Annotated in this window: 21 protein-coding genes; 8 read left to right on the top strand and 13 right to left on the bottom strand. The window is 47.6% G+C overall.

The window, feature by feature from the left end:
- The 5 genes from B3M90_RS05615 to B3M90_RS05595 all read right to left on the bottom strand — a co-directional run.
- The coding region (locus B3M90_RS05615) for a single-stranded DNA-binding protein (RefSeq protein WP_290782909.1) at positions 1-479 on the bottom strand (479 nt) is incomplete at its 3' end.
- A gap of 23 nt (positions 480-502) precedes the next feature.
- Positions 503-790, bottom strand: a complete 288-nt coding sequence (gene rpsF, locus B3M90_RS05610) for a 30S ribosomal protein S6 (RefSeq protein WP_058704734.1) — start codon at positions 788-790, stop codon at positions 503-505.
- Positions 791-910: 120 nt separating this feature from the next.
- Entirely contained in the window at positions 911-2,011 is a 1,101-nt protein-coding gene (gene ychF, locus B3M90_RS05605; protein ID WP_290782907.1) for a redox-regulated ATPase YchF, read from the bottom strand.
- A 229-nt stretch (positions 2,012-2,240) separates the two neighbouring features.
- On the bottom strand, positions 2,241-2,429 hold the full coding sequence (locus B3M90_RS05600) for a DUF951 domain-containing protein (protein WP_023469853.1): 189 nt from the start codon (positions 2,427-2,429) through the stop codon (positions 2,241-2,243).
- Complete coding sequence (locus B3M90_RS05595) at positions 2,401-3,330, bottom strand: mechanosensitive ion channel family protein (RefSeq protein ID WP_290782904.1); 930 nt, start codon at positions 3,328-3,330, stop codon at positions 2,401-2,403. The genes B3M90_RS05600 and B3M90_RS05595 overlap by 29 nt, the downstream gene beginning before the upstream one ends.
- Positions 3,331-3,512: 182 nt before the next feature.
- Here B3M90_RS05595 and yyaC point away from each other — a divergent pair, with 182 nt between their 5' ends.
- Complete coding sequence (yyaC, locus tag B3M90_RS05590; RefSeq protein WP_290782902.1) at positions 3,513-4,130, top strand: spore protease YyaC; 618 nt, start codon at positions 3,513-3,515, stop codon at positions 4,128-4,130.
- Positions 4,131-4,167: 37 nt separating this feature from the next.
- On the opposite strand, the gene B3M90_RS05585 is transcribed toward yyaC, so the two are convergent.
- From B3M90_RS05585 to rpmH, 8 genes are all read right to left on the bottom strand, one after another.
- The gene (locus B3M90_RS05585; RefSeq protein WP_290782900.1) at positions 4,168-4,947 is read right to left on the bottom strand and encodes a ParB/RepB/Spo0J family partition protein; all 780 of its coding nucleotides are present in this window, start codon (positions 4,945-4,947) and stop codon (positions 4,168-4,170) included.
- A gap of 38 nt (positions 4,948-4,985) precedes the next feature.
- A complete protein-coding gene (gene noc / locus B3M90_RS05580) occupies positions 4,986-5,819 on the bottom strand; it encodes a nucleoid occlusion protein (protein WP_290782898.1) in 834 nt (277 codons plus the stop codon).
- Between the two features lie 48 nt (positions 5,820-5,867).
- Complete coding sequence (rsmG, locus tag B3M90_RS05575) at positions 5,868-6,584, bottom strand: 16S rRNA (guanine(527)-N(7))-methyltransferase RsmG (protein ID WP_023469858.1); 717 nt, start codon at positions 6,582-6,584, stop codon at positions 5,868-5,870.
- 5 nt (positions 6,585-6,589) lie between these two features.
- A complete protein-coding gene (mnmG, locus tag B3M90_RS05570) occupies positions 6,590-8,479 on the bottom strand; it encodes a tRNA uridine-5-carboxymethylaminomethyl(34) synthesis enzyme MnmG (protein ID WP_214856532.1) in 1,890 nt (629 codons plus the stop codon).
- Positions 8,480-8,522: 43 nt separating this feature from the next.
- A complete protein-coding gene (mnmE, locus tag B3M90_RS05565; RefSeq protein ID WP_285801421.1) occupies positions 8,523-9,905 on the bottom strand; it encodes a tRNA uridine-5-carboxymethylaminomethyl(34) synthesis GTPase MnmE in 1,383 nt (460 codons plus the stop codon).
- 147 nt (positions 9,906-10,052) lie between these two features.
- Complete coding sequence (gene yidC, locus B3M90_RS05560) at positions 10,053-10,907, bottom strand: membrane protein insertase YidC (RefSeq protein ID WP_214856531.1); 855 nt, start codon at positions 10,905-10,907, stop codon at positions 10,053-10,055.
- 104 nt (positions 10,908-11,011) lie between these two features.
- The gene (rnpA, locus tag B3M90_RS05555; protein WP_023469862.1) at positions 11,012-11,362 is read right to left on the bottom strand and encodes a ribonuclease P protein component; all 351 of its coding nucleotides are present in this window, start codon (positions 11,360-11,362) and stop codon (positions 11,012-11,014) included.
- Positions 11,363-11,527: 165 nt separating this feature from the next.
- Positions 11,528-11,662: a 50S ribosomal protein L34 gene (rpmH, locus tag B3M90_RS05550; RefSeq protein ID WP_012371910.1), complete on the bottom strand. Its 135-nt coding sequence runs from the start codon at positions 11,660-11,662 to the stop codon at positions 11,528-11,530.
- Positions 11,663-12,398: 736 nt separating this feature from the next.
- Here rpmH and dnaA point away from each other — a divergent pair.
- From dnaA to B3M90_RS05515, 7 genes are all read left to right on the top strand, one after another.
- Positions 12,399-13,790, top strand: a complete 1,392-nt coding sequence (gene dnaA, locus B3M90_RS05545; protein ID WP_056064610.1) for a chromosomal replication initiator protein DnaA — start codon at positions 12,399-12,401, stop codon at positions 13,788-13,790.
- Between the two features lie 191 nt (positions 13,791-13,981).
- Positions 13,982-15,115, top strand: a complete 1,134-nt coding sequence (gene dnaN / locus B3M90_RS05540) for a DNA polymerase III subunit beta (protein WP_023469864.1) — start codon at positions 13,982-13,984, stop codon at positions 15,113-15,115.
- Positions 15,116-15,278: 163 nt separating this feature from the next.
- Positions 15,279-15,500 (top strand): S4 domain-containing protein YaaA, encoded by a 222-nt coding sequence (gene yaaA / locus B3M90_RS05535; RefSeq protein ID WP_023469865.1) that lies wholly within the window; start codon positions 15,279-15,281, stop codon positions 15,498-15,500.
- 1 nt (position 15,501) lies between these two features.
- Positions 15,502-16,656, top strand: a complete 1,155-nt coding sequence (gene recF / locus B3M90_RS05530; protein ID WP_290782896.1) for a DNA replication/repair protein RecF — start codon at positions 15,502-15,504, stop codon at positions 16,654-16,656.
- 10 nt (positions 16,657-16,666) lie between these two features.
- A complete protein-coding gene (gyrB, locus tag B3M90_RS05525) occupies positions 16,667-18,580 on the top strand; it encodes a DNA topoisomerase (ATP-hydrolyzing) subunit B (protein ID WP_200864062.1) in 1,914 nt (637 codons plus the stop codon).
- Positions 18,581-18,607: 27 nt separating this feature from the next.
- Positions 18,608-21,220: a DNA gyrase subunit A gene (gyrA, locus tag B3M90_RS05520; protein WP_214856528.1), complete on the top strand. Its 2,613-nt coding sequence runs from the start codon at positions 18,608-18,610 to the stop codon at positions 21,218-21,220.
- An 88-nt stretch (positions 21,221-21,308) separates the two neighbouring features.
- On the top strand, positions 21,309-22,352 hold the full coding sequence (locus B3M90_RS05515; RefSeq protein WP_214856527.1) for an HD-GYP domain-containing protein: 1,044 nt from the start codon (positions 21,309-21,311) through the stop codon (positions 22,350-22,352).
- Positions 22,353-22,602 lie beyond the last annotated feature (250 nt).

Genomic DNA, 22,602 nt, shown 5'->3' with positions numbered 1-22,602 from the left:
CCGCCGCTGAACGGATCAGCGCCGAAGCCCGAATTCGATGAAGCGGGTGCTGGCGAGGAAGAGTTGTTCTGCTGTTGCTGTGAACCCCATCCTGCAGCATTCCCGTTTCCACCAGTAGATGAAGCGTAGCCTTCGCTACCATCCGAAGAACGGCTCGCGTTGCGTGACTCAAGGAAGCGAACGCTATCAGCGACGACTTCCGCACGGTAACGGCGTTGCCCTTCTTTATCGTCGTAGCTGCTAATCTGGAGGCGACCCTCTACACCAGCAAGACTACCTTTCTTCAAATACTGAGCAACGTTCTCTGCTTGCTTGCGCCAAACGACGCAATCGATGAAATCAGCTTCTCGCTTCCCATCTTGCCCTGTGAAAGGACGGTCACATGCGAGTGTGAATCGCGTTACCGCAATCCCGCTCTGCGTATAACGCATTTCCGGGTCACGAGTTAACCGACCGACTAAAACGACGCGGTTAATCATCAGAATCACTCTCCTGTTTCAGCTTATTTCTCGTCTTTTGTGATCATTAAGCGAACGATATCGTCACTGATCTTCATGAGACGGTCAAGTTCTTTTGTAGCTGCTGGTTCAGCAGTCACGTTAAGAAGAACGTAGAACCCTTCACGCATATCATTGATTTCGTAAGCGAAACGACGTTTACCCATTTCAGTTGTTTTATCAACTGTACCACCGTTATCAGTGAGGACTTTGTTAAAACGCTCCACTGTTGCTTTGCGTGCTTCCTCATCAAGTTCCGGACGGATGATGTAAAGTACTTCGTATTTACGCATATCTGTCACCTCCTCTTGGACTGGCGGCTCGAATGTTCGAGCAAGGAGCAATAATTCATTACTCACATTCGTTAATACTACCAAAGTATTTTGCTTTATGCAATAACGATTCGATTTCGATTAGACGTTGAAGCGGAATGTGACGACATCGCCGTCCTGGAAGACATATTCCTTACCTTCTGAACGGTAACGACCTTGTTCCTTAACTGTCGCCATGCTACCTGCAGCTGCTAAATCTTCATACGCAACGACTTCTGCACGGATGAATCCGCGTTCGAAGTCCGAGTGGATGACACCCGCACATTGTGGGGCTTTCATGCCTTTTTTAAACGTCCAAGCGCGTACTTCTTTTTCACCTGCTGTGAAGTATGTCGCAAGACCAAGTGTGCTGTACGCCGCATGGATCAATTGATCAAGACCCGACTCTTCGATTCCGAGATCGACGAGGAACTCTTGACGTTCTTCTGGCTCAAGCTCCGCAATCTCTTCTTCGATGCGAGCACAGATGACGATGACTTCTGCGCCTTCTTTTGCTGCGAACTCACGGACGAGACGAACGTTCTCATTGCTGTCTGCATCTGCGACTTCATCTTCGCCGACGTTTGCGACGTAGAGCATTGGTTTCATCGTCAACAATTGGAAGTGTTTGACGATGGCTGCTTGATCTTCATTCAATTCAGCGAGACGTGCTGGTTTCTCATCTTCGAGCAACGCTTGCACGATTTCAAGTGCTTCAAGCTCAGCCGCTGCGTTTTTATCGCGCGACTTGACTTGTTTTTGGACACGCTGAATCCGTTTTTCGACCTGCTCAAGATCTGCGAGGATCAATTCGAGGTTGATCGTCTCGATATCATCGATCGGTGAGACTTTTCCGGCCACGTGTGTGATGTTCTCATCTACGAAACAACGCACGACCTGACAAATCGCATCTACTTCACGAATGTTCGCGAGGAATTTATTTCCGAGCCCTTCCCCTTTAGACGCACCTTTTACGATACCGGCGATATCCGTGAATTCGAATGCTGTCGGGATCGTCTTTTTCGGATTGACGAGTTCTGTCAATTTCCGAAGACGTGCATCTGGTACTTCAACGACACCGACGTTCGGGTCGATCGTTGCGAACGGATAGTTCGCTGCCTCGACACCTGCTTGTGTGATGGCGTTAAAAAGTGTTGATTTTCCTACGTTTGGTAAGCCAACGATTCCTGCTGTTAATCCCACTTGGAATTCCTCCTTTTCGGTATTTCCTAGGAAATCCGTGCTAGCGGCCGCAGTGGGTAGAATGATTACACCACGTCAGCACATCTTTCACAATTATAGATAGTTCATTTTTTTTAAGCAAGGAGCTCGACCGTCTTTTTTAATCACGCTCTAATCGAACACAATCACTTCGCTTATGAAAGACAACGAAAAAGCGGATGTGATCACGAGAATCACATCCGCTTTTTCGTCACTCTGGTAAGACTTTTTTCAATCGTTTATCAAAATCACGACGTGGCATTAAAATGCTTGCCCCGCAACCTTGACATTTGATTCGGATATCCATGCCGACCCGAATGATCTGCCATCGGTTCGTTCCACATGGATGCTGCTTCTTCATCTCAACATAATCATGGAGTTGATACGTTTTTGGAATCATCCGTCTGTCCACCATTCTTTTGTTCTGGATTCATCATGACCATCCGTGGATACGGGATCTTGATGTTTTCTTCTTCGAGTCCTTGCTTCAATTCCTTCCGGATCAGGCGACCAGCTTGGAAATGTTGCATCGGTGGTACTTCTGCCATCAAACGATAGACGACCTCTGAAGGGCCAAGTGTCTGAACACCGAGCATCTGAATCGGCTCGACGAACATATCGACATACTTCTTCGTCGTCCGGTCTGCAATCTCATGCAAAACTTGTTCGACGCGTTCAAGATCCTCATCATAAGAGACTTGGACATCGACGAGTGCGAAACTGTTGTCGACCGAATAGTTCGTGACTTGTAAAATCTGACCGTTCGGGATGATGTGGATTTCTCCGTTGAGTCCTTTGAGTTTTGTCGTCCGGATACCAAGTTCCGTCACGACGCCTTCGATTACACCGACGCGTACATAATCTCCGACTTTAAACTGACGTTCGAAGATGATGAACGCTCCGGTAATGATATCTTGCACCAAGTTCTTCGCACCGAACGAAATCGCGAGACCGGCGATTCCGGCACTGGCGACGAGACCGGTGATGTTGATACCGAACTGACTGAGCACCGTCAACAACATGATGATTCCAAGTACGTAGCGAATCGCATTTTGCAGTAGCTTCAACAGCGTCTCGTTCTGTCGTTGTGCTAGATTGTCCTGTTCATTGATTTTCCTGATCGTAAAGAGACGTGAGACTGCCCCAGTCAAAACGCGCGTCAACACATAGAACGCCGCGATGATGATGAGCGCAATCAGTAGTTTCATCCCAAAACGAATCCACATATCCGCATCCATTACTTGGTTGATCAATTTATCGACTTGGGCGACGGATTCTTGTACATCTTGATTGGTAGCCATTCTCTCATCCTTTCTTATTCTCTCTATTACGACAGTATACGTGATTTTAATCGAGTTTCAACCAAAGAGCCGATTTTGACGTTAGATTTCTGGAAAAACCGGGAAAGGAAAATCATCTAAGAACCCTTCACTCTTGCCAATCCACCACGACACCGACACCAAGAGAAGAAAGGATGATTTCGATGAACTTCCGCTTTCATTCGCACGAGCCCAAGCCCTATTCTTTCTTTTTAGAATATACGGAACCGTTCGCGAAAGAACGCTTAGCTGAACAATTATTCGAACAAGTCTCTGCCGTCCAAGAAAAACGTCCGATCGTACTCGTCTGCATTGGTTCTGATCGTTCAACAGGTGACTCACTCGGTCCACTCGTTGGGACATTCCTCGAGAAACAAGCGCCTGCTCATCTTCACGTCTACGGTACGCTCGCTAAACCCGTCCATGCACTGAATCTCGCAGAAACCATTCATTCGATCCAAACGACACATTACCGTCCACTCGTCATCGCGATCGATGCGTGTCTCGGTCGCCTTTCAAGTGTCGGACATGTCTTTTTCTCGGAAGGTCCACTCGCACCCGGCGCCGGCGTCCAAAAAGAATTGCCTGCGGTCGGTGACTTCAACATTAAGGCTGTCGTCAACGTCAGTGGATTCATGGAGATGATGATTCTCCAGAACACACGGTTACACCTTGTTTATGAACTAGCGGCACTCGTCGCGAACAGCTTCCACTTACTTGATGCGAAACTCTCCGCTGAATCCACACGAACGACGATTTCTTTCACGCCGCGTTCAATGTAAGCAAAAAGAAGCGAACCGTCGCCCGGATCGCTTCTTTTTAGTGATCCGATTCAGGTAACAACAAGTCGAGCAACCGATTGAGGTCGTCTTCGTCTGTAAAATCGATCTCGAGTTTCCCTGCTTGTTTTCCTTGTTTAATCCGTACCGTCGCCCCGTATTTTTCGCGAAGTGATTCCTCGACGAATTGAACAGCGGTCGCTTGCTGCGGACGGACGGCTTCCTGACGGGCGGCTTCCTTACGTTCCCGAAGCGCCTGCTCTAACCGACGGACGTTCCAGTTCTCCGCCATGACCCGTTCTGCCATCTGTTCGATCTTCTTTGGATGTTTCAGCGACAGGAGCGCGCGGGCATGTCCCATTGACAACCGTTCGTCCATGACCGCTTGTTGAACGAGCAATGGCAACTGTAACAGTCGAAGGCTGTTCGTAATGTGCGAACGACTTTTCCCGACACGCTGTGCAAGCTCTGCTTGCGTAATGCCGAATTCCTCGATCATCTCCGCATACGCCATCGCTTCTTCAATTGCAGATAAGTCTGCTCGTTGGATGTTTTCGATCAAGGCGAGCTCCATGACGCGTGTCTCGTCCGCTTCAATCACAAGGACCGGTACACGTTCGAATCCTGCGCGACTCGCCGCCTGATAGCGCCGCTCACCGGCGATGATTTCATAGTAGCCATCACGTGGTCGAACGACGATCGGTTGGATCATCCCGTGACGAACGAGCGATTGGGCTAACTCTTCTAATGCTTTTTCATTGAATCGTTTCCGAGGTTGAGTCGGATTCGGGCGAATCGCCCGAACAGGTAATTCATTCACGTGTTTTCTCTCCTAAACGTAGCGGAAGGCACGACCGTTTATTCCGGACGTGCCTTCACGATGCGAATTCGCACCTCTACATATTCTTCGCAATCGACTTCTTCTTTTTCGATCGTCAATCCAGTCTGCTCGATCATATCGACGGAATCCCGCAAGGTGTTTAACGCGATCCGTGTATCTCGTGCAAAGCTTTTATGGCGTTTTTTCTTCGGTGGCTGTGGTGTCATCAATCGTTCCACCCGGCGCTCCGTCTCCTTGACGTTCCATTCCCGTTCCAGAATTTCAGCGAGTACCGTTACTTGTAACGCTTCATCCTTGAGCGGTAATAACGCACGGGCGTGACGCTCCGTGATCGTCCGTTGCTTCAATGCTTCCCGGACATCGTTTGGCAATCGCAGCAAACGTAATTTGTTGGCAATCGTCGATTGACTACGTCCGAGCTTACGCGCTAACACTTCTTGCGTGATGTCCTGTAACGCAAGCAAGCGCTCATAGGCTTCTGCTTCTTCGATTGGTGTCAAATCTTCGCGTTGCAGATTTTCAATCAATGCCAAGGAAGCAGTCGTCTCGTCCGTCATCTCTTTGACGATGGCAGGAATCGTTTCCCAACCAAGCGAGCGCACTGCTCGGTACCGTCGTTCTCCGGCAATGATTTCGTATCCTGTTCCTTGTTTTCGAACGACGATCGGCTGGAGTAACCCATGCTCTTCGATCGTAACCGCTAGTTCTTCAATTCGGTCCCCGTCAAACACAGTCCGTGGTTGGAACTGGTTCGCGACAAGTTCTGTCAATGGTAATTCCTGAACCGTCTCTTGTGGGTCAAGCTCGATCGTAGCAGGTTTACCGAGCAGTTTGGCAATTGCATTTCTCACGTTGGCGCACCTCACCTTTATCAGTCATCGTTTCACGTGAAACGGTGTTTAGCTTAATGGATCTTTCGCAGGCGTACCCGCTTTACGCGGATATTTCCCGGGTGTTGTTCGTTTTTTATCTACAATAACGATATTACGCTCACTTTCCTCGCCTGGCAATTGGAACTGGAAACTTTCCCGTAAATTCCCACCGAGTACTTTCAAGGCAATCGCACCATCCTCGAGCTCTTCACTGACTTTCGCTGCCTTCAAGGCAACGAATTGTCCTCCGACTTTCGCAAGTGGTAGGCAATATTCCGCTAGAACGGACATCCGGGCGACCGCACGTGCGGTCACGACGTCAAACCGTTCGCGGAATTGTTTATTTTTACCGAACTCTTCTGCGCGTCCATGATGGAACGCGACACCTTCGAGTCCGAGTTCCGTCGCCAAATGATTCAGGAAGCCGATTCGTTTATTGAGTGAATCGACGATCGTCACTTGAAGGTGCGGGAACATGATCTTGATCGGCAGACTCGGGAAACCGGCGCCCGCTCCGACATCACAAACCGTCGTGACCGTCGTGAAATCAAAATAGAACGCTGCTGTGATCGAGTCATAGAAGTGCTTTAAATAGACATCTTCTTCATCGGTGATCGCCGTCAGGTTCATCTTTTCATTCCACTCGACGAGCAGTTCATAATACCGCTTGAATTGATGCAACTGATGTTCTGAGACCTCAAGTCCCTGTGCTGCCAATGCTGTTACGAATTGCTGTTGGTTCATCTCGTTCACTCCGCAGTCAATGCGTATTGGCCTTGTTCGATATAGACAAGCAGGATCGAGATATCAGACGGGTTAACCCCTGAAATCCGGGATGCTTGTCCGATCGAGAGCGGACGCACTTGGTTTAGTTTTTGTTTCGCTTCAATCGCTAATCCACTGATCGCATCGTAATCGAGACGATCCGGAATCCGTTTTTGCTCCATCCGCATCATTTTTTCGACTTGATCGAGTTGTTTATCGATGTAGCCGGCATATTTGACTTGGATTTCGACTTGTTCTGCTGCTTCTGCAGACAATGGTGTTTCCGGTGGTGTCATCTGCGCGATCATCGCATATGTGATTTCCGGGCGTTTCAGCAACGTGATTGCATGCAAGGCTTCCTTGAGTGGTGACGCACCGATGGCTTCAAGCTGTGCATTCACGTCCGGTGTCGCTTTGATGACGACCTTCTCAAGACGTTTCATCTCAAGACGGATTTGCTCTTGTTTGTCGAGTAGCTTCGCTTGGCGTTCTTCCGAGATCAATCCGAGTTCATGTCCGATTTCTGATAAGCGAAGGTCCGCATTATCATGACGGAGCAACAACCGGTACTCGGCACGTGACGTCAAGAGACGGTACGGTTCGTTCGTACCTTTCGTGACGAGATCATCGATCATGACACCGATATAGCCTTGCGAACGTGACAAGATGAGTGGTTCTTTGCCTTGGACTTGTAGTCCGGCATTGATCCCTGCCATGATCCCTTGTCCCGCTGCTTCCTCATAACCACTTGTTCCATTGATTTGACCCGCTGTGAATAAACCAGGAACCCGCTTTGTCTCGAGCGTTGGCCAGAGTTGTGTCGGAACGACGGCATCGTACTCAATCGCGTAACCAGGACGCATCATTTCTGAATTCTCAAGCCCAGGAATCGAGCGGAGAATATCATGTTGAACGTCTTCCGGTAAACTTGTCGATAATCCTTGGACATAGACTTCTTCCGTATCGCGACCTTCTGGCTCAAGGAAGATTTGGTGACGCGGTTTATCGTTGAACCGGACGACCTTATCTTCGATCGATGGACAATAACGGGGACCTGTCCCTTTAATCATCCCAGAGAACATCGGGGAACGGTGTAGGTTCGCATCGATCAACTGATGCGTATACTCCGTCGTATACGTCAACCAGCATGGGATCTGTTCCGTGATCATCTGAGTCGTTTCATGACTAAACGGAAGCGCTACTTCGTCACCTGGTTGGATCTCCGTCTTCGAATAATCGATCGTTTTCCCATCGATGCGCGGTGGTGTACCTGTCTTGAAACGTGCGAGCTCAAATCCGAGTTCTTCAAGATGTTTCGATAGATTGATCGATGGCATCTGATTGTTCGGACCACTCTCGTACGACAATTCACCGATGATGATTTTCCCGCGCATGAACGTTCCTGTCGTGATGATGACTGCTTTCGCCCGGTACTCTGCTCCGGTATTCGTGACGACACCAACGCAACGTCCGTCTTCATCGATCAACAACCGTTCGACGAGTGCTTGACGTAAAAGAAGATTCGGCTCATCCTCGAGCGCTTTTTTCATCCGGTTTTGGTATTCGAATTTATCCGCCTGTGCCCGTAATGCTCGTACAGCAGGACCTTTAGACGTATTTAACATTTTCATTTGAATATACGTTGCATCGATCGCGCGTGCCATTTCACCACCGAGCGCATCGATTTCCCGGACGACGATCCCTTTTGCAGGACCACCGATCGACGGGTTGCAATACATGAATCCAACCATGTCGGGATTCATTGTCAACATGACCGTTTTCGAGCCCATTCGTGCCGCAGCAAGAGAGGCTTCGATGCCGGCATGTCCGGCTCCGACGACGATGACGTCGAATTCACCTGCTTGATAAGCCATAGTACTGGTTCCTCCTTCTTATTCCACACGCAGTCGTCTTGGATTATTTCCCGAGACAAAACTGCGAAAACAACTGATCCAATAAACTATCCTGTGCTGTATCTCCATTGATTTCGCCGAGCGTGTCCCATGCCCGTCGTAAATCGATCTGTACCATATCGATCGGCATCGCTGCTTCTGCTGCGCCGAGGGCATCTTCAATCATTTGACTCGCGCGTTTGATCAGTTGGATGTGTCGTGCATTCGAGACGTACGTCATATCTTGGCTCTCGACACCCTGTTCAAAGAACAGACTCGCAATCGCCGCTTCAAGATCGTTGACGCCTGCTTCTTCGAGCAAGGACGTCGTAACGATCGGTCGACCATCGGCAAGCTCCGTGACACGCGCTAAGTCAATCTGTTGCGCCAAGTCACTCTTGTTGACGATGATGATTGCGTTCATCCCTTTAATCGCTTCAAACAGCAAGACATCCTCATCCGTCAGGACATCGTTCCCGTTGAGGACGAGTAAGATCAAATCGGCCGTCTTTAAAGCCTGGCGTGATTTTTCGACACCCATCCGTTCGACGATATCTTCCGTCTCTCGAATCCCTGCCGTATCAATCAACTTTAGTGGTACACCACGAACATTGACGTACTCCTCGATCGTATCGCGTGTCGTTCCCGCGATATCCGTGACGATAGCCTTCGCTTCTTGCACCAATGTGTTGAGCAAAGACGATTTACCGACGTTCGGACGACCGATGATTGCTGTGGATAACCCTTCACGAAGGATTTTTCCTTGGCGTGCCGTTGTTAATAACTCTGCTAGAATCGCGCGGACAGCACCCGCGTCACGTTCGACGATCTGTTGTGTCATCTCTTCTGCATCATATTCCGGGTAATCGATGTTGACTTCGATCGCAGCAATCGTCTGCAACAGTTGTTGACGTAAGTCTTGGACGAGTTTTGAGAGACGCCCTTCAATTTGACTGACGGCGACATGCATCGCTCGATCCGTCTTCGCGCGGATCAGATCCATGACAGCTTCCGCCTGCGACAAATCGATTCGTCCGTTCAAGAACGCGCGTTTCGTGAATTCACCCGGTTCCGCTAATCGGACTTCCGGTTGTGCGAGGATGAGTTCGAGGACACGATTGACCGCGACGACTCCTCCATGACAATTCAATTCGATGACATCTTCACGTGTGAACGTCTTTGGTGCGCGCATGACACTCACCATTACTTCATCGACGACACGGTCCGCCTCGTGATCGACCAATTTCCCGTAATGAATCGTATGGGTTGGTACTTCCGTCAAGCGGTTGGTTCCTTTATAGACGCGGTCGGCTACAGCGACTGCATCAGGACCTGATAAGCGCACGATCGCAATCGCCCCTTCTCCCATCGGCGTCGAAATCGCGGCAATCGTATCAAATTCCATCATCCGTTCTTCCACCTCGTTTTTCTTCTGTCTTTTTATGAGTATTTAATCCTTAATCGTTGCAATGGGTATAACGAAACAACTATACACGAAATGACGCAAAAGAAAAAGAGCGACACTCTGTCAAAACAAAGCGTCGCTCTTCACGTATTAGCGTTTCTTTTTCGATTTTTTAGGAGCCGGTGCTGCTTGTGCCGCTTCTTTTTCACGTTTAGCAGCCATTGCCGCTTCCGTCTGCAACTTAATCTTTTCACGCATTGGTTTCATGATGACGATCGTGACGATGATCGAGAAGATGTAACCGACGACCCAGTAAAGCGAAAGGGCAGAAGGGAGTGTGACCCCCATGATGAAGATCATGATCGGGAAGACGTAGAGCATGATTTTCATTTGTGGGTTGTCTTCTTGACCTGCCATCGAGATCTTTTGTTGCAGATACGTCAGTACCGCAGACATGATCGGCAAGATGAAGAATGGATCCGGTTTACCAAGGTCGAACCAGAGGAATGTGTGTTGGAAAATAGCCGGTGTATAAATGATGGCGTTATAGAACGCGATCAAGATCGGCATTTGGATCAAGATCGGTAAACAGCCTGCGAGTGGATTGACGTTGTGCTCTTGGTAGAGCTTCATCATTTCCTGTTGCAATTTCTGTTGCGTCTCTTGGTCTTTTGAGCTGTATTTCTCACGAAGCTTCATCATTTCAGGTTGAATGACTTGCATTCCACCCATACTCTTCGTTTGTTTGATCATCAATGGAAGGATGACAAGACGAACGAGAAGTGTCGTAATGATGATTCCGATACCGTAATCACCGCTAAAGAACTGTGAAATCTCACGAATCAACCACGCCATCGGCCAAACGAAGTAATGTTTCCAAAAACCTTCTGTGTCTGCTGTGATCGGTTCACCAGTACCATACGAACTAGGTGTACAGCCGGATAACACGATCGCGAGCACGGACATGAGTCCGAGAGTTAACCAAATCTTAGTTCTCTTGTTCATAATTCCTCCTAGAAATTGTTTACGCTTTGTCGAACGCCATCTTCTTCTATAGTAAGGCAAGGAAAGGGAGCGCCGTACAAATCAACAGGATACATTGCTACGATTCATTTTTTTGATCGCATCCAGACACCGGAACGTTTAAGCACGTGACGGAGACTGTCAGCCACTTCTTGCGCGGTCATCTTCGCGGCCGGATTGCGCGCGATGATCACCAAATCATAATTCGGGGCAATCGAGGCTTCATGCTGCTGGCATGCTTCCCGAAGATACCGTTTCACCTGATTCCGGACGACGGCATTCCCGATTTTCTTACTGACGGATAAACCAACCCGAAAGTGAGTCTGTTGCTCCTTTTTCAAGGCATACACGACAAATTGCCGATTTGCGACAGAGGCTCCTTTAGTAAACACCGCTTGGAACTCCTTGTCTTTCTTGACGCGGTATTCCTTCTTCACCTTATTCACACTCCATCCTGACACTACGAAAATTCGTCGTCTCTCATCATATCATAGAATAAACATGCGACGCGATAGGGCGCATGTGACAAAAGCACGAACACACGAAAAAACATAAAAAAAATCACCTCGGATCATGCCCGAAGTGATGGATGCATCAATGCATTAGACAGTCAAGGCTTTGCGGCCCTTAAGACGGCGAGCAGCCAAGATACGGCGGCCACTCTTCGTAGCCATACGCGCACGGAATCCGTGAACTTTTTTACGCTTACGGTTGTTTGGGTTGAAAGTTGGTTTCATTCGTCTGCACCTCCTTTAAAAGATCTTTATAACCAATTGTTATTTTCTACTTTAAGGCAGTCTTGTACATTATATAAACTGATTGTGGCATTGTCAATGAAAGTTCAGAAGATTTCTTGTCCTGCTTAAGGGATTTCTGGTTTGAAAACAGGCAATAGGATTCGACTGCGCAAACTCTATTACGCGATAGAATGCGTGTGGATCATGGAGGGGTTGTTTGTAGACTTATCCACCTATCCACAGACTTATCCACATTATCCACACTTTCCGTGGATAACTCTTCACTTTGTCTACGATAGTATTTTTTAAAATCGACGTCAATCCTCGATTTTGGATTTCCTTTTTCCACTTCTTTTGTGTTTTGTGAATAACTCTTTTTTAACGCTTCCTCTTTCAAAAAGTTATCCACCTCTTATCCACAATTTATCCACACTATCCACAGCTTGTGGGTAACTACCTGTGGACGATTGAATTTACTTGTGGATAAATCATTCCAACCATTGCCAGAGCTCATTTCTTTTGATACACTAATTGTGCATAACACGATCCTGATTGCTTAGAACAAACAAGTTATACACACCCTGTGGATAACTTTATACACAGATTCAATTGCCTGTGGATAACGTTATCCACAGTTTTTACGTTATGGGGATAAGTCGAGTTTCTTCATTAACTTTGTCTGTGTATAAGCCTGTGTACAAATTTTTTCTATCTTGATAAAAAAAGGGGGGTATTTATGAAAAACGCTGCCGAACTTTGGCATAATGTCTTATCTGTGATTGAGGAAGAGGAACGAACACCGAAAGCCAGTTATGATATGTGGTTGAAGTCCACAGAAGGCGTTACGCTAAATGGAACGACTTTACTCGTTTCAGCACCGGCTGCATTTACGGTGACGTGGCTTGAGCGCCAGTACTTATCTTTACTTGAAGACACAGTTGAGGAAGTAACCGGAAGCCGACTCGATATTCAGTTCATTGAAGAGGGACAAGCGAAGAAAATGCTCGATCGACAAGAAGAGGAACGGATCGAAGCAACACCGGCTCCGAAATCGCGTCCATTGAACACGCGCAAACCGACAGATGAACTGACGATGAGTGAACTTGGACAATTGAATGAGAAGTACACGTTCGATACATTTGTCATCGGATCGGGGAACCGTTTTGCACACGCCGCTTCACTGGCTGTTGCTGAAGCACCTGCTAAAGCATATAATCCGCTTTTCATCTACGGTGGCGTTGGTCTTGGCAAAACCCATCTGATGCATGCCATCGGACAGTACGTTCAAGATCAAAATCTTGGGACACGGATTGCCTATGTCTCTTCTGAACGCTTTACGAATGACTTTATTAACTCCATCCGTGATAATAAGACGGTTGAGTTTCGAAATAAATACCGTAACATCGATGTCCTCTTAATTGATGACATCCAGTTCCTTGCGGGCAAAGAACAGACGCAAGAAGAGTTTTTCCACACATTTAATGCACTGCATAACGATCAAAAACAAATCATCATCTCAAGCGATCGACCACCAAAAGAGATTCCAACGCTTGAAGATCGGCTCCGTTCTCGTTTTGAATGGGGATTGATTACCGACATCACGCCACCGGATCTCGAGACACGGATTGCGATCTTACGGAAAAAGGCGAATGCTGAACAGCTTGATGTCTCAAACGAAGTCATGCTCTACATCGCGAGTCAGATTGATACGAATATCCGTGAGCTCGAAGGAGCGTTGACGCGTGTCATCGCTTATGCGAATCTCGTCGGACGACCGATTGATCCAAATGTCGCTGCAGAAGCCTTGCATAACATCATGCCAGTCGCCGAACCGCGTAAAGTCACGATTCGTGACATCCAGGAGTCGGTCAGTAAGCATTTCAACTTGCCGTTTGATGATCTTAAGGCGAAGAAACGGACGAAATCGATTGCCTTTCCACGTCAAATCGCGATGTATCTTTCGCGTGAGATGACGGAAAGCTCATTACCGAAGATTGGGGAGGAATTTGGAGGACGCGACCATACGACCGTCATCCATGCCCATGAAAAGATCAGTATGTTGATCAAATCAGACGGTGAAACAGGAAAAGTCATCGAACAAATCAAGCATGAGTTAAAGCATTCGTAAAACTGTGGATAAACATGTGGATAAAGTAGGGTGGTTATCCACAACTTATCCACACCGTTTTTGGCTCTATATCAAGTTATCCACCGACTTATCCACACTATCCACAGCCCCTAAGACTATTATTAAAAAAATATATTATTATGTTATGATGGGCGCATGCCCATTATTTTCGAGAGGAGTCTAACGACGATATGCATATCACCATTCAACGCGAAGCTTTAATTCAAGCAGTACAAGATGTAGCCAAAGCGGTCTCATCCCGCACGACGATTCCGATTCTGACAGGGATCAAACTCGAAGCTCATGGAGATGGCATGACGCTGACAGGAAGCGATACAGAAATCTCGATTGAACGGACGATCTATGCAGAAGAGAACGGAACGTCTTATGTCACGGTCCACCGTGCTGGTAGTGTCGTCTTGAATGCTCGCTTCTTCGGCGATATCGTCAAAAAGATGCCAAAAGACGAAGTGACACTTGAAGTCTCACCGAACTTCATGACACGGATTCAGTCAGGAACAGCGGAATTCCATTTGAACGGTCTTGATCCAGATGAGTTCCCACGTCTTCCACAAGTCGATGGGGGACAACGTTTCCGTTTACCGGCTGATCTCTTACGGTCGATGATTCGTCAAACAAGCTTTGCTGTCGCTGTTCAAGAAACACGTCCTGTTCTCACAGGTGTGAACTTCTCAGCCGACAAAGGTATCTTGACGTGTGTCTCAACGGATAGTCACCGTTTAGCCCTTCGTCGTGCTCAGTTTGAGACAGATACGGATATCTCGTTCCAGAACGTCATCGTTCCTGGTAAGAGCTTAAATGAATTATCGAAGTTACTTGGGGATGGTCATGTGGATATTACGATCACGAACCAACAAATCTTGTTCAAGATGAAACACGTTCTCTTCTTCTCGCGTCTACTTGACGGAAACTATCCGGATACATCACGTTTGATTCCAGAAGAGTACCGGACAGCTGTCCGCATGAACGCGAAAGAATTGCTCCAAGCGATCGATCGCGCGTCACTGCTCGCACGTGAGGACCGTAACAACGTCATCAAGTTTGCAGCTGAAGGAACGACAGCGGTCGAGATTTCTTCGCATTCACCAGAAGTCGGGAAAGTCTCGGAGCAAGTCAGCATCCTTTCGCTTGAAGGCGAAGAACTGAAAATCTCGTTCAACTCGAAGTACATGATGGATGCCTTAAAGGCGCTTGACGCGACAGATATCGAAATCCAGTTCACGGGTTCGATTCGTCCATTCATCTTGCATCCAGTTGATCAAGATAACGTCTTGCAACTGATTCTTCCAGTCCGGACGGCGTAAGCATCAACATAAAAACACGTGACAAGACGGGTTCGATCGTTTCGACATCGGACCCGTCTTTTTCGTATACCGTATATACGTTCGGGAATTTTGCTAAATCGTTCAATATTTAGTACAATAAAGAGTACGTCATTTATAATATGTAGGTAGGAGGAGTCAATCCATGCAAGAAATCAGAATTACAACGGAATATGTCACATTAGGGCAGTTCCTGAAACTGTCGGATATCATCTCAAGCGGAGGGCAAGCCAAACCGTTTTTAGCAGAGGTGCCAATTCTAGTCAACGGCGAAGTCGATCAGCGACGTGGTCGTAAATTACGGGATGGAGACATCATTGATGTAGAAGACTACGGTCAGTTCATCATCAAGAACGAGGGTAACTAACGTGCGGCTGGATTCAGTCCGACTCAGTCATTATCGCAACTATGACGCACTCGAACTGTCATTCTCCGAAAAGACGAATGTTCTGATTGGTGAAAATGCACAAGGGAAGACGAACTTATTGGAAGCGATCTATGTTCTCGCTCTCGCGAAGTCTCACCGGACGACACATGACAAGGAACTGATTGGTTGGGACCAGGAGACGGCGCGCGTCGAAGGACGTGTCGTCAAACGAACAGGTTCTCATGTCCAGGAGATCGTCATCTCGGGTCGCGGGAAAAAAGCAAAACTAAATCATCTAGAGCAACGACGCTTGAGTGATTATGTCGGGGCACTGAACATCGTTTTATTCGCCCCGGAAGATTTGCATATCGTCAAAGGCAGTCCACAAGTCCGCCGGCGGTTTCTCGATATGGAGATCGGTCAAGTCAGCCCGGTCTATTTGCATGAATTGAGTCAGTATCTGAAAGTGTTGAAGCAACGCAACGCATTGCTGAAACAACTGTCCATGAAGGGAGGAGACGAGACCTTCCTTGATATCTTGACGGAGCAAATGATTACGCTAGCCGTTAAAATCGTTCAGCGCCGCCATCATTTCATGACCCAACTCGAAAAGTGGGCACGACCGATTCATGACGGAATTAGTCGTGGACAGGAAGAACTCGCGCTCATCTATCGTTCGGACACATTTGGCAATGAATTACTCGATGTCGAAGGAATGACTGCGTCCTACACGCAGAAGTTTGGTAAAATAAAAGAAAATGAAATCCGAAGAGGAGTTACGTTGTTTGGACCACATCGCGATGACTTTGAGATGGAAGTCAACGGACGAAACGTCCAAACGTATGGTTCACAAGGACAACAACGAACAGCAGCCCTCTCGTTAAAACTTGCAGAGATCGAATTGATTCACGAGGAAGTCGGAGAGTATCCACTTCTTCTACTCGACGATGTCTTATCCGAGCTTGATGATCATCGTCAAACACATTTGCTCGATACGATGCAACAAAAGGTCCAGACGATCCTGACGACGACAAGCGTCGATGGGATTGCGCATGAAACGATCAACCAAGCGAAGTTGTTCCACGTGAAACAAGGGACGGTCGATTTGGAAGAGACATCATATAAAGAAACAGTAGGTGAGAAAACCGATGAGTAATCATGAAGATATGGAATTGGAACAAGGATACGGTGCCGATCAGATTCAAGTTCTTGAAGGATTAGAAGCAGTACGTAAACGTCCAGGGATGTATATCGGCTCGACGGCATCAAAAGGTCTCCATCACCTCGTATGGGAGATCGTCGATAACTCGATCGATGAGGCGCTCGCAGGATACTGTGACACGATCAAAGTCACGATCGAACCAGGGAACTCGATCTTAGTCGAGGATAACGGACGCGGTATTCCAGTCGACATTCAAGAGAAGATGGGTCGTCCTGCCGTTGAGGTCATCCTGACAGTCCTCCACGCCGGTGGTAAATTCGGCGGCGGCGGATATAAAGTATCGGGTGGATTACACGGTGTTGGGGCCTCAGTCGTTAACGCCCTGTCGACGAAACTTGAAGTATTCGTCAAACGGAATGAAAAGCTGTATTACCAAGCGTACCATCGCGGTGTACCAGCGCAAGACCTCGAAGTGATTGGAACATCAGAAGAGACCGGAACGACGATTCGTTTCTTCCCAGACGGTGAGATTTTCCAAGAAACGCTCGAGTATGACTACGATTTGCTAGCGACACGCCTGCGGGAACTTGCTTTCTTAAACAAAGGCTTGAAGATCATCATCACGGACGATCGTGCGGATGAGCCGATGACGCGTAGTTTCCACTACGAAGGTGGGATTAAATCTTACGTCGAACACTTAAACCGTTCAAAAGAAGTCGTTCACGCAGAACCTGTCTACGTACACGGCACAAAAGACGGCATCGAAGTCGAAGTTGCACTTCAGTACAACGATGGATTTGCGTCAAACATCTACTCGTTCACGAACAACATCCCGACGCATGAGGGTGGTACGCACGAGACCGGCTTCAAGACAGCTTTGACACGCGTCATCAATGATTACGCGAAAAAGTTCGGTCTGATGAAGGATGCAGACGGTACACTGTCCGGTGAAGACGTACGGGAAGGGATGACAGCGATCGTTTCTGTCAAGCACCCGAACCCGCAGTTCGAAGGACAGACGAAGACGAAACTTGGGAATTCCGACGCACGTACGGTTACGGATTCGCTCTTCTCTGGTGCATTTGAGCAATTCATGCTTGAAAATCCGACGAACGCACGCGCAATCGTCGAAAAAGGGATGATGGCGTCGCGCGCCCGGATGGCAGCAAAACGCGCACGTGAATTGACACGCCGTAAAGGTGTTCTTGAAGTCAGCTCGCTTCCAGGTAAACTGGCCGACTGTTCGTCACGTGATGCGTCGATTTCCGAATTGTATATCGTTGAGGGTGACTCAGCGGGTGGTTCTGCGAAATCCGGACGTGATCGTCATTTCCAAGCAATCTTACCGATTCGCGGTAAAATCTTGAACGTTGAGAAAGCACGTCTTGATAAGATTCTTGGAAGCAATGAGATCCGGACGATCATCACGGCACTCGGGACAAGTATTGGTTCCGAGTTCAATATCGAGAAGGCACGCTACCACAAAGTCATCATCATGACCGATGCCGATGTCGATGGTGCCCACATCCGGACACTCTTGTTGACGTTCTTCTACCGTTACATGCGTCCGCTTGTCGAGCATGGATACGTCTATATCGCTCAGCCACCGCTATACGGAATCAAACAAGGGAAGAACATCACGTACGTGCATAACGAACGTGAATTGACAGAGGCGCTTGCAGCGCTTCCTGAAAACGCACGGTACGATATTCAGCGCTATAAAGGTCTTGGAGAGATGGATCCAGAGCAGCTTTGGGAAACGACGATGGATCCAAGTGGTCGTCAAATGTTGCGTGTCGAGCTTCAAGATGCGATCGAAGCGGATGAAGTCTTCGATATCTTGATGGGAGATCAGGTCGAACCACGACGCGACTTCATTCAATCCCACGCACATTACGTCAAGAACCTGGATATTTAACGCTGAACAGAGAGGGTGGCCAGAAGCATGTCCGAACAAAATCACGGAATCATCAAGGATATTAATATCAGTCAAGAGATGCGTACGTCCTTCATGGACTACGCGATGAGCGTCATCGTCGCACGTGCTCTTCCGGACGTACGGGACGGTTTAAAACCCGGACACCGCCGGATTCTCTATGCGATGAACGACCTCGGTATTCGTGCCGATAAACCACATAAAAAGTCTGCCCGTATCGTCGGGGAAGTCATCGGTAAGTATCACCCGCACGGGGATTCTGCCGTCTATGACACGATGGTCCGCATGGCGCAAGACTTCAGCTACCGCTACGAACTCGTCGATGGACACGGAAACTTCGGTTCAGTCGATGGAGACTCGGCGGCTGCGATGCGATATACGGAAGCTCGTATGTCAAAAATCGCAATGGAAATCGTTCGCGATATCAACAAAAACACAGTTGACTTCAAAGATAACTACGATGGTTCGGAACGCGAACCGGAAGTCTTACCGTCGCGCTTCCCGAACTTGCTCGTCAACGGTTCAAGCGGGATCGCGGTCGGGATGGCAACAAACATTCCGCCGCATCAGTTAGGTGAGGTCATCGATGGTGTCTTAGCACTGTCTCACGATCCCGAAATCACGATTCAAGAATTGATGCAGCACATTCCGGGACCTGATTTCCCAACGGCTGGTGAAATTCTTGGTCGTAGCGGGATTCGTCGCGCATATGAAACAGGACGTGGCTCCATCATCGTCCGTGCGAAAGCAGAAATCGAACAGACGAAAAAAGACCGGGAACGGATCATCGTGACGGAGCTGCCTTATCAGGTCAATAAAGCCCGCCTCGTTGAAAAGATTGCCGATCTCGTCCGCGAGAAAAAGATCGAAGGCATCACCGATTTACGGGATGAGTCAGATCGCCGCGGTATGCGGATCGTCATGGAAGTCCGTCGTGATGCGAATGCAAGTGTCATCTTAAACAACTTGTATAAACAGACGTCAATGCAAACGACGTTTGGTGTCAATATGCTTGCGATTGTCGGAGGGCGTCCAAAAACATTGACGCTTAAAGAAATGCTTTATCATTACCTCGAGCATCAAAAAGAAATCGTTCGTCGTCGGACACAGTTCGATCTCGAAAAAGCAGAAGCACGTGAACACTTGCTCGCTGGTCTACGGATTGCGCTTGATCATTTGGATGAAGTCATTCAAATCATTCGCGGGAACCGGACAGCGGACGCAGCACGTGAACAGTTGATGGAGCGTTTTGCGTTATCTGAGAAACAATCACAAGCGATTCTCGATATGCGCTTACAACGCCTGACAGGTCTTGAGCGGGAAAAAATTGAAGCAGAGTATGACGAAATCATGCAATTGATCGCAGAACTGAACCGCATCCTTGCGAGTGAAGAAGTCTTGCTTGATTTGATCCGGACAGAACTCGAGGAGTTGAAAGAACGTTTCAACGACGAGCGACGGACGGAAATCCGGATGGATCATATCGAATTCGAAGATGAAGACTTGATTCCAGAACAAGATATCATCATCACGTTGACAAGCAGTGGTTATATCAAACGGATGACGACGGATTCGTACCGGACACAGCGCCGCGGTGGACGTGGCGTTCAAGGAATCGGAACGAACGACGAGGATTACGTTACGCGTCTCTTATCTTGTTCGACGCATGATACGATTCTATTCTTTACGAACCGCGGGAAAGTCTACCGGATTCGTGGATACGAAGTACCGGAGATGAGCCGGACATCAAAAGGTGTGCCGATCATCAACCTCATCCAAATTGAACGCGATGAAAAGGTCGAGACGATGATTCCAGTCAACTTCAAACGTTATCTTGAGGAGCAACAAGCAACTGAAGCACCTGTAGAGGTGGTTGAAGGAGAGATTGAAGAGACGGAAGAAGCGCTCGAAACGGAAGAAGTCGTTCAAGATGAGCAAAAATCATTGATCTTCATGACACGCAAAGGACGCGTCAAACGTTCACCGTTGTCCGCATATGCCCGAATCAACAAAAATGGTTTGATTGCGATTCGGTTGTTTGAAGACGATGAATTGACATCCGTTCGTCTTGCATCGACGGATGATGAAGTTTTTGCTGTTTCAACAAGCGGGAAAGCGATTCGTTTCCCAATCACGAATGTCCGCTCGATGGGACGTGGTGCTCGTGGTGTCAAAGCGATGACGTTACGCCCAGACGATTTCGTCGTCGGGATGGAACTTGCACGTGACGCACAAGATGTTCTTGTTATTACGGAAAAAGGATTCGGTAAACGAACACCGATGACCGAGTTCCGTAGTCAATCGCGTGGTGGTAAAGGATTGATCGCGAGTAAGGTAACAGATCGCGTCGGTCAAATCGTTGCCATGCGAATCGTTGATGTCGATGATGACATCATGATCATGACAGAGAGCGGCATCGTTATTCGGACAGACTCGCAATACATTTCACGTGTCGGCCGCAACACCCAAGGGGTGAAGGTCATTCGAATTGAAGAAGGTGACCGTGTTGCAACGGTTGCGAAACTGAAACGAGAAGAAACCGATGAAACGGAAGAAGATACGGATCTTGTATCAGAAGAGAATGTAGTCGAATCGGATACTTCAGAAGAAGTGGAGGAGTAAGCAAGACGTTAGTAAGGAAGCAGCAGAGTGATACCACTCTGCTGCTTTTATCTACATATATAGAAAGAAGAGAAAGGAACGAAGCGATATGCGAGTGGCAAGTGATCAATTACGCATCGGGGATCGTTTAACCGAATCGATCTACTTACATACAGATCATCCGATCGTAGAAGCAGGGAAAAAAATTGGAACCGACGAGTTACGACGAATCCAACGGTTTTTGATTAAAGAAGTCACCATCGAGGATCGTCCTGATCTTGTCGAAGGTGAAAAGACACAGATTGAAACAGTGGCTGCGCAGATAGAACATCCTTTTGAAGAGTTCATTCGCTCCTATAATAAAGTCTTCATGTCATGGGAACAGGGGATGAAGCCAAATGTGTATGAAGCTTTGAGCTGGGTCAAACAGTCCGTCCCGGAACAAATTACGAGACAAGATGTTCTGCCATTCTTCCTTGAACGGGGAACGGAAGCTTACACTGTGCGACATGCCATTTATCGAGGAGCAGTTGCCCAAATGCTTGCTGAAGCAGTCAGAAAAGAACGGAAAATGATCCATGAGCTGTGGACGGCATCTTATTTTGCGGATTACGGACTAGCGCGGATCATGGAATGGCGTCACACGAAACGTTATGAAGCGATGCAACAAGAAATTTTTCAACGTCACCCGGCAATGGCATATCAAGTCTTGCAAAAGGAGACGATTATCTCTGACACGGTAAATCGTTTGATTGTTCAACATCATGAACGTTTAGATGGATCTGGTTATCCTCTAAAGGTAAAAGGTGATAAGATTGCAGATCATGCTCGATTGTTCATTGTAGCGGATGTTTTTGCTGCAATGACAAGTTGGCGCCCATACCGGGAAGCGTATACGCCGTTTGACGCATATCGTCATTTAAAAGCGCGACCGATGCAATATTGTTCAAAATATGTATTATTGCTTGGACAGTTACTTCTACCGATTGAAGTCGGTGATCGCGTATTGATGAGTAATGGGAAGATTGCAACAATCGCTCAAAAGAATCCAGTCTTTGATCGTCCTGTCATTTCTTATGAAGACCAGGGAAGAATGATCACCGTTGATTTAATGGAAGAACGACAGCATAGCATCATTCAATTGATGGATTGATAAGGAATAAGTAGCCTCTTGAGCCGAATTCGTAAGGTTCAAGAGGTTTGTTCATGATTTTAAAAATAATTTCAAAATAAGTGTTGCGCAATAATAAAACGCATGATATATTATTACATGTCCTTAACAAAGACAAGCGCTTGAAACAAACGAAAAAACAATTTCAAAAAAGTTGTTGACTTATTGTTTCAGACTTGGTATTCTAATTGAGTCGCCAAAACGGGCGCGGACGAACTTTGAAAACTGAACG

Origin of the sequence: Exiguobacterium sp. UBA6309 (genome assembly GCF_002439205.1) — a bacterium.
GTDB lineage: Bacteria > Bacillota > Bacilli > Exiguobacteriales > Exiguobacteriaceae > Exiguobacterium_A.
This window is presented reverse-complemented; position numbering and strand designations above follow the sequence as displayed.

Bases quoted from the DNA above. Each gene is read 5' to 3' on its own strand.
- B3M90_RS05515 (WP_214856527.1), top strand. From the start codon at position 21,309: ATGCGAGTGGCAAGTGATCAATTACGCATCGGGGATCGTTTAACCGAA.
- yaaA (WP_023469865.1), top strand. From the start codon at position 15,279: ATGCAAGAAATCAGAATTACAACGGAATATGTCACATTAGGGCAGTTC.
- dnaA (WP_056064610.1), top strand. From the start codon at position 12,399: ATGAAAAACGCTGCCGAACTTTGGCATAATGTCTTATCTGTGATTGAG.
- yidC (WP_214856531.1), bottom strand. From the start codon at position 10,907: ATGAACAAGAGAACTAAGATTTGGTTAACTCTCGGACTCATGTCCGTG.
- gyrB (WP_200864062.1), top strand. From the start codon at position 16,667: ATGGAATTGGAACAAGGATACGGTGCCGATCAGATTCAAGTTCTTGAA.
- rpsF (WP_058704734.1), bottom strand. From the start codon at position 790: ATGCGTAAATACGAAGTACTTTACATCATCCGTCCGGAACTTGATGAG.
- gyrA (WP_214856528.1), top strand. From the start codon at position 18,608: ATGTCCGAACAAAATCACGGAATCATCAAGGATATTAATATCAGTCAA.
- dnaN (WP_023469864.1), top strand. From the start codon at position 13,982: ATGCATATCACCATTCAACGCGAAGCTTTAATTCAAGCAGTACAAGAT.
- mnmG (WP_214856532.1), bottom strand. From the start codon at position 8,479: ATGGCTTATCAAGCAGGTGAATTCGACGTCATCGTCGTCGGAGCCGGA.
- B3M90_RS05595 (WP_290782904.1), bottom strand. From the start codon at position 3,330: ATGGCTACCAATCAAGATGTACAAGAATCCGTCGCCCAAGTCGATAAA.
- rsmG (WP_023469858.1), bottom strand. From the start codon at position 6,584: ATGAACCAACAGCAATTCGTAACAGCATTGGCAGCACAGGGACTTGAG.
- B3M90_RS05600 (WP_023469853.1), bottom strand. From the start codon at position 2,429: ATGATTCCAAAAACGTATCAACTCCATGATTATGTTGAGATGAAGAAG.
- mnmE (WP_285801421.1), bottom strand. From the start codon at position 9,905: ATGATGGAATTTGATACGATTGCCGCGATTTCGACGCCGATGGGAGAA.
- yyaC (WP_290782902.1), top strand. From the start codon at position 3,513: ATGAACTTCCGCTTTCATTCGCACGAGCCCAAGCCCTATTCTTTCTTT.
- rpmH (WP_012371910.1), bottom strand. From the start codon at position 11,662: ATGAAACCAACTTTCAACCCAAACAACCGTAAGCGTAAAAAAGTTCAC.